General features: G+C 40.0%; 17 protein-coding genes and 1 tRNA gene. 12 read left to right on the top strand and 6 right to left on the bottom strand.

All coding sequences use genetic code 11. The annotated features are described in order from the left end of the window. Positions 1-10: 10 nt before the first annotated feature. On the bottom strand, positions 11-865 hold the full coding sequence (locus C9J12_RS23680) for a LysR family transcriptional regulator (protein WP_107244952.1): 855 nt from the start codon (positions 863-865) through the stop codon (positions 11-13). Positions 866-1002: 137 nt separating this feature from the next. On the opposite strand from C9J12_RS23680, the gene C9J12_RS23675 reads away from it, so the two are divergent. The 3 genes from C9J12_RS23675 (at position 1003) to cspE (ending at position 4690) form a co-directional block, all read left to right on the top strand. After that, a complete protein-coding gene (locus tag C9J12_RS23675) occupies positions 1003-2259 on the top strand; it encodes an adenylosuccinate synthetase (RefSeq protein ID WP_107244951.1) in 1257 nt (418 codons plus the stop codon). Positions 2260-2833: 574 nt separating this feature from the next. Beyond that, positions 2834-3763, top strand: coding sequence for a carbamate kinase (locus tag C9J12_RS23670; RefSeq protein WP_006228974.1), 930 nt, complete (start codon positions 2834-2836; stop codon positions 3761-3763). A gap of 717 nt (positions 3764-4480) precedes the next feature. After that, positions 4481-4690, top strand: coding sequence for a transcription antiterminator/RNA stability regulator CspE (cspE, locus tag C9J12_RS23665; RefSeq protein ID WP_006228553.1), 210 nt, complete (start codon positions 4481-4483; stop codon positions 4688-4690). A 463-nt stretch (positions 4691-5153) separates the two neighbouring features. Here cspE and C9J12_RS23660 read toward each other — a convergent pair whose 3' ends face one another. Beyond that, a complete protein-coding gene (locus tag C9J12_RS23660; protein WP_107244950.1) occupies positions 5154-5603 on the bottom strand; it encodes a DUF3429 domain-containing protein in 450 nt (149 codons plus the stop codon). 104 nt (positions 5604-5707) lie between these two features. Next, on the bottom strand, positions 5708-6619 hold the full coding sequence (gene gcvA, locus C9J12_RS23655) for a transcriptional regulator GcvA (RefSeq protein WP_107244949.1): 912 nt from the start codon (positions 6617-6619) through the stop codon (positions 5708-5710). 251 nt (positions 6620-6870) lie between these two features. Here gcvA and C9J12_RS23650 point away from each other — a divergent pair, with 251 nt between their 5' ends. The 4 genes from C9J12_RS23650 to C9J12_RS23640 are packed head-to-tail and all read left to right on the top strand — an operon-like array spanning position 6871 to position 9125. Further along, complete coding sequence (locus C9J12_RS23650) at positions 6871-7566, top strand: cupin domain-containing protein (RefSeq protein ID WP_107244948.1); 696 nt, start codon at positions 6871-6873, stop codon at positions 7564-7566. Beyond that, positions 7563-7877, top strand: a complete 315-nt coding sequence (locus C9J12_RS31230) for an FAD/NAD(P)-binding protein (RefSeq protein WP_322348888.1) — start codon at positions 7563-7565, stop codon at positions 7875-7877. The genes C9J12_RS23650 and C9J12_RS31230 overlap by 4 nt, the downstream gene beginning before the upstream one ends. Continuing rightward, positions 7861-8625, top strand: a complete 765-nt coding sequence (locus C9J12_RS23645) for a flavin monoamine oxidase family protein (RefSeq protein ID WP_227876441.1) — start codon at positions 7861-7863, stop codon at positions 8623-8625. The genes C9J12_RS31230 and C9J12_RS23645 overlap by 17 nt, the downstream gene beginning before the upstream one ends. 53 nt (positions 8626-8678) lie before the next feature. Continuing rightward, positions 8679-9125, top strand: a complete 447-nt coding sequence (locus C9J12_RS23640; protein ID WP_107244947.1) for a GNAT family N-acetyltransferase — start codon at positions 8679-8681, stop codon at positions 9123-9125. Positions 9126-9139: 14 nt separating this feature from the next. On the opposite strand, the gene C9J12_RS23635 is transcribed toward C9J12_RS23640, so the two are convergent. After that, the gene (locus tag C9J12_RS23635; RefSeq protein WP_041395439.1) at positions 9140-10000 is read right to left on the bottom strand and encodes a hypothetical protein; all 861 of its coding nucleotides are present in this window, start codon (positions 9998-10000) and stop codon (positions 9140-9142) included. Positions 10001-10531: 531 nt separating this feature from the next. Between C9J12_RS23635 and C9J12_RS23630 the strand changes: the two genes are divergently transcribed. Beyond that, the gene (locus C9J12_RS23630; RefSeq protein ID WP_107244945.1) at positions 10532-11767 is read left to right on the top strand and encodes a RidA family protein; all 1236 of its coding nucleotides are present in this window, start codon (positions 10532-10534) and stop codon (positions 11765-11767) included. A 327-nt stretch (positions 11768-12094) separates the two neighbouring features. Here C9J12_RS23630 and trxC read toward each other — a convergent pair whose 3' ends face one another. Beyond that, complete coding sequence (gene trxC, locus C9J12_RS23625) at positions 12095-12535, bottom strand: thioredoxin TrxC (RefSeq protein WP_107244944.1); 441 nt, start codon at positions 12533-12535, stop codon at positions 12095-12097. 420 nt (positions 12536-12955) lie between these two features. On the opposite strand from trxC, the gene C9J12_RS30500 reads away from it, so the two are divergent. Further along, positions 12956-13147 (top strand): hypothetical protein, encoded by a 192-nt coding sequence (locus tag C9J12_RS30500; protein WP_146150108.1) that lies wholly within the window; start codon positions 12956-12958, stop codon positions 13145-13147. Next, positions 13140-14723, top strand: coding sequence for an SgrR family transcriptional regulator (locus C9J12_RS23615; protein WP_107244942.1), 1584 nt, complete (start codon positions 13140-13142; stop codon positions 14721-14723). The genes C9J12_RS30500 and C9J12_RS23615 overlap by 8 nt, the downstream gene beginning before the upstream one ends. 96 nt (positions 14724-14819) lie before the next feature. Here C9J12_RS23615 and C9J12_RS23610 read toward each other — a convergent pair whose 3' ends face one another. Next, a complete protein-coding gene (locus C9J12_RS23610) occupies positions 14820-15017 on the bottom strand; it encodes a hypothetical protein (RefSeq protein WP_041395435.1) in 198 nt (65 codons plus the stop codon). 396 nt (positions 15018-15413) lie between these two features. On the opposite strand from C9J12_RS23610, the gene C9J12_RS23605 reads away from it, so the two are divergent. Continuing rightward, positions 15414-15504: transfer RNA gene (locus C9J12_RS23605), tRNA-Ser, on the top strand. A gap of 107 nt (positions 15505-15611) precedes the next feature. Continuing rightward, positions 15612-16037 carry a replication initiation protein gene (locus tag C9J12_RS23600; protein ID WP_146150107.1) on the top strand — a complete coding sequence of 142 codons (426 nt, stop codon included), beginning with the start codon at positions 15612-15614 and terminating at the stop codon, positions 16035-16037. Positions 16038-16382 lie beyond the last annotated feature (345 nt).

The following is a 16382-nucleotide window of genomic DNA, read 5'->3' as shown; positions in this document are numbered from 1 at the left end:
AGCGTCAGATTTACACACTATGTTGCGAGCGCTGTATCTCTTCAGCGACCCAATGCAACAGTTGTTTGATAGCACGTGAAAGCACTTGGTTTTGACGAACAATGTATCCTAGGCTGGTGGTTGGGAAGTCGGGTAGCGGGGTTATGGTTGTTTGTAGATTAAGTTTAGGGTGCAGCGAAAAAGCCGGAACGATCGCTACACCAAATCCAGCTTCTGCCCAGTCGATTTGCGCATCAACACTACCAACTTCCATGACGCGATAACTGGGTAGTTGCAGGCTAGGCAGTGCCAAATCAATCAAATCACGCGTTCTGGTATCGTGCCCTAATAGAATAAGGGTGGGCTCTTCTTGTAACCCATTACCCAATGCACACCATTTCACCTGATGTAATTCAGTGAAGTGGAGTGGCTGGCTTTCCTTTTGGGCGATAACAAAACCAAGATCTGCTTTTGCACTTTTTACTAAGTCGGCAGCTTGGGCTGAGGTCGTGTTGAGTAACGATAGGTCAATGCCGGGGAATTCTTTTTTGAATGTTTGAAAAGGTGAGATCAATAATAAACGGGAAATGATATCACTGGCGGCTAAGGTTAACGTGCCTTGGCTTAGATCATTGATGGCATTTAAATCAGCCTGACAAGTCTGTAATTCCATTAAGGTATTTTCTGCACTTTGCAGTAAACGTTCGCCCGCTTGGGTCAATCTAAATGGATTTCGTTCAATTAGTTTTACATGTGTACTCTTTTCTAACTGTTTGATATGAAGGCTAACATTCGGCTGAGTCATATGAAGTTTAATGGCTGTTTTACCAAAATGTTCAAGTTTGGCAAGGGTAACAAATGTGTTTAACCAATGGATGTCTAGCATGTGACTACCTATCTGTTTTTTGATCATCTGCACAATAGTCTCATATGGAATTCTTATCAAGGTGATAATTATAATTAATTTTTCATATTCAATCTTAAGGAATAGGATAGGTACTTCGCTTTTGAGGAGAATGAATCATGTCGTCTATTGTTGTTGTTGGTGCTAACTGGGGTGATGAAGGTAAAGGCCGTATCGTAGATTATTTGGCAGGTGGTGCATCTGCAAGTATTCGCTTTCAAGGCGGTAACAATGCTGGCCATACCGTTGTTAATGACTTCGGAACATTTAAATTACACCAACTGCCAAGCGGCGTGTTCAATCCCGACTGTATTGCGGTGCTAGGTCCTGGCATGGTGATAAGCCCTGCGCCTTTAACTGAAGAACTAGCAGAAGTTAAAGCTGCCGGCGTGAATGTTAAAATGTGCATTTCCGACCGTGCAACACTTTGTCTTCCACTCCATGCTATTGAAGATACGCTAGAAGAAGAGCGTTTAGGTGATGGCGCATACGGTTCAACACGTCAGGGCATAGCACCCGCTTATGGCGACCGGGTAATGAAAAAAGGTATCTTGGTTGGTTGGCTTAAGCAACCTGAAGTGCTACTTGAGCGCATTAAGTTCATGTTAGATTGGAAATTGCCCCAACTTAAAGCCTTGTACCCGTCATTTGAATTTAGCCAAACGGCAGAAGAAATGACAGAGTGGTTATTAGAAGTGTCAGCACCTTGGCAAGATGCTATTTGTAACGTTACAGAACCGCTAAAAGCCTTGCAAGCGCAAGATAAAGGGTTATTGTTTGAAGCACAGCTTGGTGCTGGTCGTGATCTTGTGTTTGGTGAATATCCTTGGACAACATCATCAAATGTGACAGCTGCTTATGCTGGTATTGGTAGTGGTTTGCCTGCGTTACGTCCTGAGCGTGTTATTGCCGTTGCCAAGTCTTTTAGTTCATCAGTAGGTACTGGCACGCTAATTACAGCAATGGCTGAACAAGATAACTTCCGTGAAGCAGCTAACGAGTATGGTGCAGTAACAGGTCGTCCACGTGATATGGGCTATTTTGATGCAGTCGCAACACGTAATGGTGTTGAGCTTCAGGCCGCGACAGAGGTTGCTTTAACTAAAATTGATTGCCTAAGTGGTATGACAGATCTTAAGATTTGTGTCGCTTATGATGGTGAACACTGTGAAAATCCAATCTGGCCTCAAACAGCAACTCTTGCGCCAATCTACGAGCAATTAGAAGCTTGGGATGAAGATATTACAGGCTGCCGTACATTTGAAAGCTTGCCATTAGCCGCACAGAAATATGTATTACGTATTGAAGAGCTAATGGGTGTACCTGTGAAGATGGTATCTGTCGGACCAGAGCGTGATCAAATGATAAATCGCTAGATAGGTATTACTGTTTAAAACAATATTGCAAAATGCCGTGAATTTTCACGGCGTTTTTGTATCTATGCATAATTACTTAATTAAAAGCACTTTGAGTGATGATCTTCTAACCTGATATTGGTGCACGGTATGAATATCGTGATCAACTTATCAATATTTAACAAAATACCAATGAATTGAAAAGGAGATGGCTGAGATAATATTCACTAGTGACGAATCAATCATAAAAAATAGACCGCCTAAGTGAGATTGTGTGAAAAAAACTGGATATTTAATCGAATAATGAATAGTTCTAATTAATTCAGGCTGTTTCTAGTGATGGTATATCTTGATATTTGTCACATTTCCGACATTTCTTTTACCCTACTATAGCGACATATTAATTACGCAAGCATTTAAAGTGATTAATTGTTTTTTAACTGCAAGGTTACAAAACAATTAATAACAACGTGTTGTGATAGGTTAAATTCATTATAAAAATAACTAACTTATAAAGTGACAGTGATTACTAAAGTTAATATTTAATGGAATTAAATTCAAATATAATAATTAAAATATAGAGAGATACGATCATATGCGCATAGTATTAGCATTAGGTGGCAATGCCTTATTGGCAAGAGGCCAAGCATTAACTGCCGAGAATCAACGTAAGAATATTATACAATCAGCAGCAAGTATTGCAGCAATAGCTAAAGAGCATGAGATTGTCGTTGTGCACGGAAATGGACCTCAGGTAGGTTTATTAATGGAGCAGAACTCAGCATATCAAGAGTACTCGCCTGAAACTACACCATATCCTATGGATGTGTTAGGTTCGCAGACATGCGGTATGGTTGGCTATATGCTGCAACAAGAATTACGTAACGTTGATGATTCTTTAGCGATAGCGACCTTGGTTACACAGACAGAAGTTAGTAAATCAGACCCTGCATTTGCAAACCCAACGAAGTTTGTTGGTCCTGTATATACAGCAGAGCGCGCTGAAGAGATCATGGCGTCATCACCAATGATGTTCAAACCTGATGGAGAATACTATCGTCGCGTTGTTCCATCACCAATGCCAAAAGATATTGTTGAATTACAACAGATTGAAACCTTATTAAAAGCGGGTAATTTAGTTATCGCTTGTGGTGGTGGTGGGGTTCCTGTCAGTATTGAAGATAGAAAGAGCACTGGGGTTGAATGTGTTATCGATAAAGATCTGACTGCAGAGTTGTTAGCAGAAAAACTCGATGCTGATTTATTTATCATTTTAACGGATGGTTCAATCTACCGTAATTATGGAAAAGAAGATCAAGCTGAAATGAAACAGGCAACGCCTGCTGGTTTATCTGAATTTACTTTCCCTGCTGGTTCTATGGGGCCTAAGATCGATGCTGTTTGTAAATTCGTAGAAACAGGACGAGGCAATTCAGCCATTGGTTCTCTATTTGATTTAGATAAAATATTGAAGAATGAAGCCGGTACATTAGTGACTCAAGGTGAAGGCATTATCTATTATTAATAATAGATGAACTTCTGTTTGAAAAATAAATGCTGCTTGCTTGAACTTTTATTTAAAGGTTAAGCAGGCAGTTTTAATTTAGATTTAAATTGCTCTGTATAAATAAAGCATAACAATAAAACTTAAGTGAATATTACAGCCATGCTTGTAGCCTTGTAGCCTTGTAGTCTTGTAGCCTTGTAGCCTTGTAGCCTTGTAGCCTTGTAGCCTTGTAGCCTTGTAGCCTTGTAGCCTTGTAGCCTTGTAACTATGTATAGGTATTTTATAAGACCGTGTAGGGCAGCGAGGTGTACTTATTTTAGGTGCAGTAATGAATCAACCCCCGCCATGTTGGTTATGACTTCTGATGTGATTACAGGCTGTGGTGAAGAAAGGGTCCATAAAGGGTGTTATCACGGCAGGCTTTGCTGCCTAGTATGAATTAGCCAACAATGTAGATTGCTGGATTTTTTGTCTTTGCTGGAAAACCCGCTAGAGATGTTTTTTTGTTTATTTGAAAATAACGCTTTACAGAAACCAATAGTCTGGTATTATTCGTCTCGCTCTGTTGTTCAGGGTTATTAATGCAGTATAAGTAAAAGTTAAACCCTAAGATACATTTGCTTTCAGTTTTTGTCCTCAGTGTTTCCCTTAGCTTCACGTACATTTAATAATTCAACTTCTTGGCAATATCGCAACTCTGCGAATTTTTTAATGAATTTTTATAAGGGACATATTATGTCTAACACAACTGGTATCGTAAAGTGGTTTAACGAAGAGAAAGGTTTCGGTTTCATTACTCAAGACAACGGCGGCGCTGACGTATTCGTTCACTTCCGTGCTATCGCTTCAGAGGGTTTCAAAACTCTTGCTGAAGGTCAAAAGGTTTCTTTTGAAGTTGAACAAGGCCAGAAAGGTCTTCAAGCTGCAAACGTTGTAGCTTTATAATTAGAAGATTTATTCTTCGAAGTAATGCTGGCTTATAGCCAGCATTTATTTACGATTGCTCAGTGTAAAACAATGATCAATCGTAAATAACAGGCCTAAAAGTAGACCTATTTAAATGTAATACAACCGTGTGCAATAAGAAACATTTCCAACATCTGCCTCATAAGTTCATGTCTAGAAGTTTCCTTTCGTATAATTACATCAAATAAGTAAATCGTTTCAGGCTCCATGCATATTGATGCAAAATTATATTAAAAAGGGTACAAACATGTCTAAATCATCAGGCAGAAAGCGTTTTTGGTTTCAGCAAACACGTGAAACAGATCAGATTTTTGTTAAAAAAGCATAATACTGAATCAAAGAATTCTAAGAGGCTACCTATATAGGTAGCCTTTTTTCGTTTATGGCTATTTTATTCTATCCTTGAAAGTCGGCGAACTTATGAGTGTTGAAACGATGAGGTTTAACTTACCAGTACGATAAGATGCATACAGCCCACACATGCTGTTAATCGGTTACGTAATTGTTGGTAATTCTTCGGATTTTCTTCATGTTCCGTTTCTCTGATTTTCATTTCAGAAAACCATACCGCCACGAAGCCAAATAATAGTACCAGAATTGATATTACATACTCTTCAGGCGAATGTAATAGTGTTCCCCAAGCAATCAAGGCGAAAAGGAGGCTTAAAATTAATGCATTGCGGCTTAAAGCGTGTTTCATGTGATCAATCGCATTTCCCCATAGTACACCTGAAAGAAAACTTAAAATAACGGCGCTGTACGCAATAAATACAGTTGTAGGGGCAAGGCTGAAAAGTGTTTTATCCAACCAAATACACACAATACTGAGCGCAAAAGGAAGAAGTCCCATATAACCTAGGATGACCATTATCTTATCTGGTGATGTCTTCATTGTGTGTGCTCGAAAAATGGATAAGGTATAACTAAGTATTAGTTACTTATACGCACTTGCACAAAGAAAACAGCAACTACAGATATATTTTTTAAAGTGGGGATCTAGGTTATTTCTTTTGCTTGCTGTTGTAACCATAACCTAAAAGCTTGTACTTTCTCTGTATTATCATGTTCAGGCTTCCATACTACGTAATACGCAAGCTGGACTGGGGATTGTGAATCGGCAAAAGGACGAATAAGCCGGCCACAATCTAAATCGTCTTTCACTAATACACTGCGACCTAACGCAATGCCTTGCCCACTCACTGCTGCTTGTATAACAGAAGCCGAGTTATTGATACGAAGCCCACGTTCGGTGTTTGCCCCCATTATGTTGTGACTTTCTAACCACCCTTGCCAAGTAGGAAAACCACTGTCTTCAGGTAAAGATTGATCATGCAGAAGAGGAAAGTGTTGTATGTCTTCAGGTTTATTTAGCCCTTGTTGAATCAAGTCGGGTGAGCACACCGGAAAGACTTTTTCTGTCATTAACAACGCAGTTGATAGCCCAGCCCAATTCCCCTTTCCGTAACGTACACCAATATCAATGCCCTCTGAAAAATAATTGACGGTACGTGTGTTGGTATCTAAACGTAAATCAAACTCAGGATGTTGAAGTTGGAAGCTATCAATACGCATTAAGAGCCATTTTGCTGCAAATGCAGGGCTTACGGTAACAGTGAGAAGATGATTACTGTTTGGTTTTTGCAATAAGGAAAGCCCACTTGAAAGGTGTTCAAAGCCTCGTGTGATTTCGGGTAGCGCTTTAACTGCCAGCTTGGTAAGTGTTAAGCGTGATGATCCGGCTACACTGCGATTAAACAGCTTTATGTCTAACCACTCTTCAAGTAACCGCACTTGCTGACCTATTGCAGCAGGCGTTACGTTTAATTCTTTTGCTGCCATAGAAAAACTAAGATGCCTTGCTGAGGCTTCAAAGGCTCGTAATCCGTTCAAATGCGCGATACTTTTCATTGCTTATACTCACTACTTTTTAATCAGCTCTTGCTTAATCCAAAGCCTTTAATGACTGTTCACTATACTTTCGATAAAGAAAATCTTTATCGAAAGTATAGAAGTTATGATTTGTTGAGTATACGAAAATAAGCCAAACTTCCTTATATACCGAATACGTTATGCATTGATATTTATTGTATGCGTATAGATAGGGTGCACATGAATGATGTACCTAAATAAAGAGAAGTCAGCCTCTCAAAGGAAATCACATGAAACTTAATACCGATCTCACGAAAAAAGTGAATGCATTCTTTGAGCAGTCACGATGGTCTTCGTCACCTATAAAAGAAGTAAAACGAAAAATGTTAGAGCGTGATGGTGGTGAGATTGCCATTGCGACGACCATCGTTAGGTATGAACCCAATAGTTACTTTACATCCCATATTCATGACGGAGGTGAAGAGTTTTTAGTGTTAGATGGTGAGTTTGCCGATGAACATGGCCGTTATCCTATCGGTACGTATATGAGAAACCCTCCCGGTACATCTCATACGCCCTCCGTTGAACCTGGCTGTATGATTTTGGTGAAGCTAGGGCAGTTTCAAGAAGGGGATACTCAACCCGTTCATATTGACACCCAACAACATTTATTTGTGAAAGATGAAGCGCGAACGGGTGTTGCTATTCAACCATTACACAGCTTTAAGCATGAAGTGGTGCGGTTAGAACGCTGGGAACAAGATTCGACGATCATGCTAGAAAATACTGGGGGCATCGAAATCTTGGTTATTGAAGGTGCATACGATCATGATGGCGTGCATTACACTAAGCATGATTGGTTACGTTTACCGATAGGGGAAAAACTGAACGCGAAAGCGGGACACACAGGTTGTATCGTGTGGATAAAAACAGGTCATCATTTTCATCAGCTTAATCATGCTGCTGTCTCTGGGGGCATTCTATGAAGACGGACTTTATTATTGTAGGTGCAGGGCTAAGCGGTTTATATGCGGCACTTCAACTTGAGAGGTTAGGAAAAGATTATGTCCTTGTTGAAGGACGTGATCGTGTTGGTGGGCGTATTTATTCAGAGCCTGTTACCACATTGAAGAGCACTCACTTTGATGCAGACTTAAATCGTTTTGATATGGGGCCATCATGGTTTTGGCCGTCAATGCACCCGCGTATTACACAGTTAATCGATGATTTGTTATTGCCGGTGTTCCCTCAATATGCCGAGGGCGCTTATATGTTTGATAATGCAAACAGTGATTGATGGTGTAAAAAAACAGCTGCCAGTGCATAAAATATATCTACAGTCGACCGTAAAAAGTGTTGTTAAAACAGGTGATCATTCCCTTGTAACTCTCGCGATGACCGATGATAAGCAAGCATGTGAAAAGCATACCACCGACATGCAAATTATTGCCAAAAACGTTATTTTTGCGATGCCATTACGTCTAATAGCTGAAAGTGTTCAATTTCAACCCGCTTTGCCCGTTGCGATTGAGAAGGCATTTTCTTCAACGCCGACCTGGATGGCTGCCCATGCGAAATTTTTTGCGGTGTATGATGAACCTTTTTGGCGTAATAATGGTTTATCAGGCTCTGCCAGTAGCCGAGTCGGTCCCTTAGTCGAAATACATGATGCATCGACGTTTGAAGGTGTTGGAGCACTATTTGGTTTTGTGGGTATTGATGCGACTACGAGAATATCGGCAGGTGACGAGCTTATTAAGTCGATGGCAGTCAGCCAGTTAATCCGTATTTTTGGCGAACAAGCGGGCAACCCGATAGACATAAAATTGGTAGATTGGAGCCAGCAAGCATTCACCGCAACGACGACCGATCAAGTTGCACCAACTTTTCACCCAAACTACGGGTTACCTAGGAATATTTCTGCATTACATGATCTTGGTTGGTATTTCGCGGGCACTGAAGCTGCCGTTGAAAATGGTGGTTATATAGAAGGGGCATTAGAAGCCGCTGAAAAGGCAGTCCGTATTGCCGTTTTGGACAATTAAAGACAATGAGGGGATACTAGCCTTTCAGTTAAGGATAACGAGTAGAAACGACGTTGATTGAACAAGTAAATGATACAGATGTTTCAGATATTATTAAGTTAATTAGTAAGTCGATTAAAACGTGTATCGATGTACCAACCGCTGAGGCTGATGGGCTTATAGCCTGCAGTGTTGATGAGATTCTATGGTGGAAATGTCATCAAGAAAGTACAGCACACTACATATACCGTATTGACGATAAAGTTGTTGGTACGATATTAATTAAAGATTTTTGTTATATCTCTAATCTTTTTGTCGATCCTGATTTTCATCATCAAGGAATTGGAAAACAGCTTATCTTGCATGCGTTGGCTATATGTAAGCGGTGTTCACCTCAATCAACGGTTAAATTAAACTCTTCGTTCTATGCTGCCTCTTTCTATCAAAAGATGGGGTTTGAACAAATCGGTAACGCAAAAGATTTACCGGGTGGATGTATACCTTTTGAGCGTGTTTTATAATACGCTTATCCACCTTATCCACAGACGAACCAAGAGCTTGCCGCTGCATCTATGTATGCTTCACGATACCAATCGACTCTTTCAAGCGCAGGTGCGATCCGAATATCTCCTTTAAACTTGGCTGTTGCTAATACTTTTACCCGTCCTTTGTAGGCCTGCATTACTGTGCCTTGGTAAGTGTGACCTAAACTCGAACCTTTAGGTTGTTCAAACAAGCAAACTGTTTGCCCTTTATTGGTATAAATGAACTGACTTTCTTCTGTCCACACTTGAGGTTGTACTGTCACGTTGGGTTGTGATGTATACGCTGTGCTGGCTAGATCGTCATTATCGTTAATAAGTGTACGGTGTATCGAGTAAGGTTGATAACCAAGTATTTGAGCTGCGCCAAGCCATTCATTAGAGGGGGCATTGGTATTTTCGATGACTCGTAAAGTGACAAAGGGTCCATCTAAACACAAGTCAGCCCACAGCTCTGTGCTAGAAATACGCGCTGAAAAGATAGGGCGTTCTTCAACGGTATTTGCATTGTAGACACACCATGATGCCGTTTCTTGATGGACTAACGTACCAATGTTGGCATCACAGGTTCTTTTGGCGAGAGCGAGGAATTCGGCAATATCGTTCTTCGCCTGTTGTGCACTATTAGCGCAATATCGATAGCTAAATGAATACGCACTTTTCGGATAAAAGTTGCCTTTATCAACCACAGCTCCATTAGAACGGGTGCTATTTAATTCGAGAAAGCTTTTGGTTGAATCAAGAAAACTGTACTCAGCTAGGTCAGGTCTTGTCTCTGAGGTTGAGCTACAGCCGACAAGGAGTAAGACGAATAACATGATAAAAGAAGATTGAAAGTGAACGCGTTTCAACATTTCGTTCCGCCTTAAAGTGACCCAATGGAGTATTTTTAAGTATATAAGGCGATTTAAAATACGTTGGAAAAGATCTGAGGTACGAACATAGAACTGAGGTAATGGAGAATAGTCGTTGTGAGTGGTGGTGAACCCTTTTCTTACGAAGAAGAGGAACTCCGTGAAACACTTCAGGGAATTTATGCATTTATAACCACATAAATAATGCACCAATAGAGCTTATTTTTGAGTTTGCATGAATTTATTGTGAACAACGTATCAAAATTGGATTAAATTAAGCTAATAGAGCATTTAAATTACTGAGATTATATTCATAATTAACGAATCATTCGTAAAAAAAATGACATAACAGCCAGATTACTCGCATACTCGCGGATAATTAATCGTATAATGACTATTCATTCTATCAATTAGCTATTTCTAGTGAAATGATATTTTGATGCCTATCACATTTCCCCTAAATAAATTCACTTACCATGGCGCCACTTAGTTTATTCCTTCAAATAAAATTTATTAAAGAGAAGTATCTATATGTCTGGCGATATCATTAAGTTTTCAAGAAACACAGAGAATGCACCACAAAGTTCTGTATCTACACAAACTGTAGCTTTTTCTCATTATAATAATATTTCAGCGCAATTACCTGTTGATCCTAAAACGGGCGAAATTGTTGTTGGTTCTGTAAAAGACCAAGCAACACAGTGCTTAAACAATATTAAAGCAATCGTAGAAAGTATCGGCCATGTAATGGACGATGTTGTTAAATTGAATATCTTCGTTAAGAATATTTCAGACATCGAAGCTATCGATGAAATTTACACAACTTTCTTCCAAAGTGCTCTTCCTACACGTACGGTAGTTGCAGTTGCAGCATTACCGATGAGTGATGCTTTAGTACAAATTGATGCACTTATCTCTAATGGTGAAGGAACTACTCCACAAGCTCCTTGTGCTCTAATCAAAGTATCTAGAGATACAGAAAACGCACCAAAAGGTCTATATTCACAAACTGTTGCATTTTCTCACTACAATAACCTTGCATCTCAATTACCTGTAGATCCAAAAACAGGTGCGTTGGTAGCAGGTGGTGTTAAAGAGCAAACTGAACAGTGCTTAAACAACATTAAAGCAATCTTAGAAAGCATCGATCACGTAATGGACGATGTAGTTAAAACGACTATCTTCCTTAAAGATATCGCTGATGTTGAAGCGGTAAACGAAGTTTGTGCAAAATTTTACCCGAACTATGTTCCTGTACGCTCAATAGTAAACGCTTCAGCTTTACCTATGGGTGCTTTAGTTCAAATTGATACATCAGTATCACACGGTGATGGTACGCCACCACAGCTTCCTGAAGACACAAGCCTACTTGTAATCGAAGCAAGCAATACGGAAAATGCACCAAAAGCAACATACTCACACACTGTAGCTTTCTCTCACTACAACCATGTTTCTGGTCAATTACCTGTAGACCCGAAAACAAATGAATTAGTTGCTGGTGACGTAAAAGCGCAAGCAGAACAATGTCTAAACAATATTAAGGCAATTATTGAAAGTGTTGACCATGTGATGGACGATACAGTTAAAATCAATATCCAACTTAAAAATATTGAAGATATCGATGCTGTAAACGAAATTTACACGACTTTCTTCAAAGGCGATCTTCCTGCAAGAACAGTTGTGGGTGTTTCAGCTATCCCTATGGGTGCTTTAGTACAAATTGATGCTGTTGTTTCTAACTGTGAAGGTACTCCTCCGCAAGCATAACAGGCATTTGTCTACAAGACATTAAGTCGGGACATCCATAAAGTCGAAGTACGCTTTGGTCTTTTGGATGTCCTTTCCTGCTTATTAAAACCAATCGATTGACCGTATGAATAATTAGGCTTTATCGCAAAGTCACTCAATGAGTTATGATCACGGCAGCATTTCACTCCTAGCAATCACATCATCAGCCATTTTTCAGCCCGACACTCCCTTTCAGAAGCATCGTGACAATAAATAAAAAATTAGCTTGGGTAATACCAAATCCATTAATTATCTGCTCAGTTCAGATAATTAATGGAATTGGTATAATGGGTGCTTTAGTTTCTGTTATTTCGCTTGTTCAAGCGTTTCATTTAACCATTGATTAAATTGTGATTTTGGTAACGCACCGTTCAAATTATTCAGTAGTTGACCATTTTTGAATACCATAATGGTTGGAATACTACGAATACGATATTGGGCAGCAAGTTCTTGTTGTGCTTCAGTATCTATTTTTACAAAGCGAGCATCACCAGAGCGCTCTGCAGCAACATCTTCAAAAATGGGTGCGAAGCCCACACAAGGGTTACACCATGGTGCCCAAAAATCGACAACAACAGGTGTGTCACTCTGGATTAACGATAAGAAGTTGTTTGTCGTGCCTTCAATTGGCTTTCCATCTAATAGCTTCTCTTTGCACGAACCGCATGTTGCCGTGTCTTCAATGCGCTCTGCTGGTATGCGATTCATCGCTTTACAGTGTGGGCAGCGTGTTGTCATTGTATTCATAATTATTATCCGTTTTCTGGCTGTTTACTTTTTAGAATTATTTTTATCTAAGTTGCCTTCATAGGCTCTACATTTAGCCAATGAAGGTAATACCAATAGATAAGTATCTGACCATTTACTTATCCAGAATGGTATCACTCAGGTATATAGCTGTAATTTACAGGCTTGCGCTCAGAAAAAAAAGACGACTATGCTTATTAATTCAATTGCTCTTATCTATGAATTGCGCATAGGTGTCTTAGTTCTAGTGGTACGGTTAAGTAAAAAGTAAGTCGAGATTAATAAGGGAATACGATGGTGACTTTAATGTGTGTCACTTCCGTGTTTAGGCTAAAAGAGGAACAGTTGGGAAATTTGTTCTCTGTTTCCTTCTATCAGCTACCGTTACAGTTGCCTCATTGTTCTGAAGAGGTAACTATTATGTTGAGACATCATTTAGCGGTATTTTTTAAAGCAACGGTGTGTGATGAGATACAAAACGGTTTGCTCGCAAAAATCGTTCACATGTCGTTAGAAGAAAGAATGGATCGTCTTGATCAAATTTATGATATTCGGCGAGTACCATTATCTCTGGCAGAGTTAGAACGACTACATAGAGAAAAAAATGAATAATAAAAAGAAGCTAGAAACTTATGAGCTGTTATTTAAATACTTTGGACCAGGTGAATCAGAAACCACACTTGCTGATGTTGCTGTTGCGTTAGGGTGCACTTCCCGCCATGCGCGTACCTTGCTGCAACAAATGTCGGCACTAGAATGGTTAATGTGGCAACCAGAACCTGGGCGAGGGAAGCGTTCATTATTAGTGTGTAATCAAGAACCCATTAATGCCTGTTATCAACTGATGGGGGATGCTCTAGAAGCGGGAAAGCATGAGTCTGTATTTAAACTTGCAGGCTTTAATGATCGGCATGTATCGTCTGAACTTAAAAAATATTTGATTTCATCGACCCAACATAACAGCCAAGCTATTCGTATTCCTTTTCATCGAGAAATAAAAACACTGCACCCACACTATGCCCTTGATAGAACAGAACGACATCTAATATTGCATGTTTTTCAGCGCCTAACAGAAGATGATTTTGGTGAAATAAAGCCGTCGCTTGCTCACCATTGGGAAAGCGATGAAGAAGGGATGAATTGGACATTCTATTTGCAATCTGGGGTGCAATACCAAGATCAAACCCCAATGAAAGTCGAAGATATTGTTCTTAGCTTATTGGTGTTAATCAACAATCCATATTGGAGACCGTTATACGAACATATTGAAAAAATTGAAGTGCTGTCACCGGAATCTATTCGAATTTCTCTATCAAGGCCTGATTGGCACCTTGCTGCATTATTGGGGCGTTCTGAGGCATCGATAATGCCAAGCCAGTATGGTCGGCTCATAATCAATCCTGAAGCACCTGTTGGGTCTGGTTCTTTTATGATTGATATTGCGTCATCACGATTGTTTCGATTAAAAAGAAACAACCATTATTCTGGTAAGAATGCCTTAATTGATTGTATCGAATTATGGATACATCCTGATTGGGCTAAAGATAAACTGTGCAGTGAAGGTTCGTTTTTTTTGGATCAACCTGAGCAGGTTTATACCGCTGCATGTAACGATGTTGGTTACTTTTATATGATGATTAAAAAGCCACAGTTGAGAGAGAGAATAGTTAGCAAGGCTATTATCGATGTTCTTCAAGAAAAACGGCTTATTCTCGGCGAGATTTATTACCCAATCACCTTCAGCTACGATGATAATAATGAATGTCGCTACTATGCGCAGTTATTGAATCAAGCATTAGCTAATCATCAACATGTTATTTCTACTTGTGTGTCTTTCGGTGAACAACAAAAAGAAACAGATATTAGCTTAGGAGGGATACGAATTGAAGGTTGTAGCCTAACCAGTTTATTAGCATTTTTTTATACCTACAGCTTATGGTCACAAATTTTATCACAGCCGCTATATCAAAAATTATTGGCTTTACTTCATCAGGCACAAGCGACACAAGACAAACAGCAAGCAGAAGGTGTATTACGGTCGATACTGACTTGGTTATCAGATGATCGAATCTTGACGATGATAAGGCAAGAAAGTTTTAAATTAACCGCGCCACTAAAAATTCAAGGCATACGGGTGAACAATGTTGGTTGGTGTGACTTTTCAAAATTGTGGGTGAAAAGCCATTAGTCGTCATTTTTCAGTATCTGCTCGGGGTATATACACAACAAAGCGCCGCATTGGCGCTCTAGTTTACGATTGTATGAAGTAGGGGATGGAAGTGACTTAATGGAGAAGCCCTAGTTCTTTTGCTTCTTCAATACTAAAGCCGCTCTCTCGAATATCTTTTAACGTTTCAATACGTCTTCTTGCTTCAGATTGCTGCTTCTTTGTTGAGGCAAGATTTGAAGCTGTTTCATCTTTGTAATCCCACTTAGAAGATACATCTGATATCTCTGTGTGGTCGATAGAATTGATAGACACAATTACCTCCGAAAGAAACCCTGCGTTGGATTCAACATATGTGTACCAAATGAAAATGCATGCGTTAAGCTCATAATATTGAGTTTGTGATCTAATTCGTATTTGTGAAAATAACACTAAAATTTACTATTTCTAATGTGTTTTTGGGCGTATCTTCGATCGTTCACGCTCAGTAAAAAACACGGTTCCAGATCAAGTTTTCTTTCGCGCTTATTTACTCATTATGCAACCGGTTTTAATCGCATATTCTAAGCTTAAATATAAGCAATTAAATTGCTCGAACTGCTTGTTTTTAAAGCGGTTGGTTGGTTTTTTTACTGTGATTGTTTAATTCACAAGCAATCGACGATTTAGGGGTTTACAGCCACTGTGGTTATACGTATTATTCACCGCGTTGGAGAGATGGCTGAGTGGTCGAAAGCACCGGTCTTGAAAACCGGCAAGGGTTTATAGCCCTTCTAGGGTTCAAATCCCTATCTCTCCGCCACATTTAGAAAAGGGCGCTGATTTATCAGCGCCCTTTTTGCGTTTAGCGAATGTGGTTAGAGGAATTTGTTCCAAATCCGCCTCACTCAGAACACCCCACGATATCACGTGATAGTCGATAATGCCCAAGGTCACATTACAACAAGAAATGTGCGATTGCATGACCTGCGGCATACCTATGCCAGTATTGCCCTGCAAGATAAAGTCAGCTTGTTGAGTGAGCCAATACGTTATGCGGCGGCGATTCAATCGGCGTTCATGCAACGACTACAGGCCGATGAAGGTTACGCGGGACTTATCACGAAAAATCCGCTCCATCCTCATTGGCAAACCGAATGCTGGACAAAAGACGGTTACAGCCTCGATTATTTGGTGGACTTTGTTGATATCCGCAACCATCCGAAAACGGGTAGGGAGCGAGCGGATTGGGTCGCAACAGCGACACTTTTGATAATGTCCGTCATTGGGCATATAAGGCAATTAGAGAATATTGGCGACCTGACTATGGCTCATCATGGGAATATGCCGTATTAGCGCGCTGCGAGACCATAAAGATGGGATATGACACCCCGATGCAGTATTCAGAAGTGAAATCTATTGCTAGAAGCATAGCTAAATGGACGATGCGGCACTTTACCCTTGCTAAGTTTTCGGAATCGCAGGCGAGGAAAGGGGTAAAAGGTGGTAAGTGTAGCAAGGGAGGGGGACGGTTGTTTTGTGTTCTGCTTGTTTACCACTAATACATATTTGCTCGTGCGACCTGAAGTCGTATGAAGCGTTGTTCACCACGACAAGAGTGAACCATCTGTATCACCAGATGACCCTAGGATCCTGAATAAAGTAGCGGATCTGACAATGTAACGAAACTCGGCCATTAGG

Origin of the sequence: Photobacterium frigidiphilum (genome assembly GCF_003025615.1) — a bacterium.
Taxonomy (GTDB): domain Bacteria; phylum Pseudomonadota; class Gammaproteobacteria; order Enterobacterales; family Vibrionaceae; genus Photobacterium; species Photobacterium frigidiphilum.
Note: the sequence above shows the minus strand (reverse complement) of the source record. Positions and strands in the feature narration are given on the sequence as shown.

What these genes read in the sequence shown, in the direction of transcription:
- C9J12_RS23680 (WP_107244952.1), bottom strand. Translation starts at nt 865, where the DNA reads ATGCTAGACATCCATTGGTTAAACACATTTGTTACCCTTGCCAAACTT.
- C9J12_RS23675 (WP_107244951.1), top strand. Translation starts at nt 1,003, where the DNA reads ATGTCGTCTATTGTTGTTGTTGGTGCTAACTGGGGTGATGAAGGTAAA.
- C9J12_RS23670 (WP_006228974.1), top strand. Translation starts at nt 2,834, where the DNA reads ATGCGCATAGTATTAGCATTAGGTGGCAATGCCTTATTGGCAAGAGGC.
- cspE (WP_006228553.1), top strand. Translation starts at nt 4,481, where the DNA reads ATGTCTAACACAACTGGTATCGTAAAGTGGTTTAACGAAGAGAAAGGT.
- C9J12_RS23660 (WP_107244950.1), bottom strand. Translation starts at nt 5,603, where the DNA reads ATGAAGACATCACCAGATAAGATAATGGTCATCCTAGGTTATATGGGA.
- gcvA (WP_107244949.1), bottom strand. Translation starts at nt 6,619, where the DNA reads ATGAAAAGTATCGCGCATTTGAACGGATTACGAGCCTTTGAAGCCTCA.
- C9J12_RS23650 (WP_107244948.1), top strand. Translation starts at nt 6,871, where the DNA reads ATGAAACTTAATACCGATCTCACGAAAAAAGTGAATGCATTCTTTGAG.
- C9J12_RS31230 (WP_322348888.1), top strand. Translation starts at nt 7,563, where the DNA reads ATGAAGACGGACTTTATTATTGTAGGTGCAGGGCTAAGCGGTTTATAT.
- C9J12_RS23645 (WP_227876441.1), top strand. Translation starts at nt 7,861, where the DNA reads ATGCAAACAGTGATTGATGGTGTAAAAAAACAGCTGCCAGTGCATAAA.
- C9J12_RS23635 (WP_041395439.1), bottom strand. Translation starts at nt 10,000, where the DNA reads ATGTTGAAACGCGTTCACTTTCAATCTTCTTTTATCATGTTATTCGTC.
- C9J12_RS23630 (WP_107244945.1), top strand. Translation starts at nt 10,532, where the DNA reads ATGTCTGGCGATATCATTAAGTTTTCAAGAAACACAGAGAATGCACCA.
- trxC (WP_107244944.1), bottom strand. Translation starts at nt 12,535, where the DNA reads ATGAATACAATGACAACACGCTGCCCACACTGTAAAGCGATGAATCGC.
- C9J12_RS30500 (WP_146150108.1), top strand. Translation starts at nt 12,956, where the DNA reads ATGTTGAGACATCATTTAGCGGTATTTTTTAAAGCAACGGTGTGTGAT.
- C9J12_RS23615 (WP_107244942.1), top strand. Translation starts at nt 13,140, where the DNA reads ATGAATAATAAAAAGAAGCTAGAAACTTATGAGCTGTTATTTAAATAC.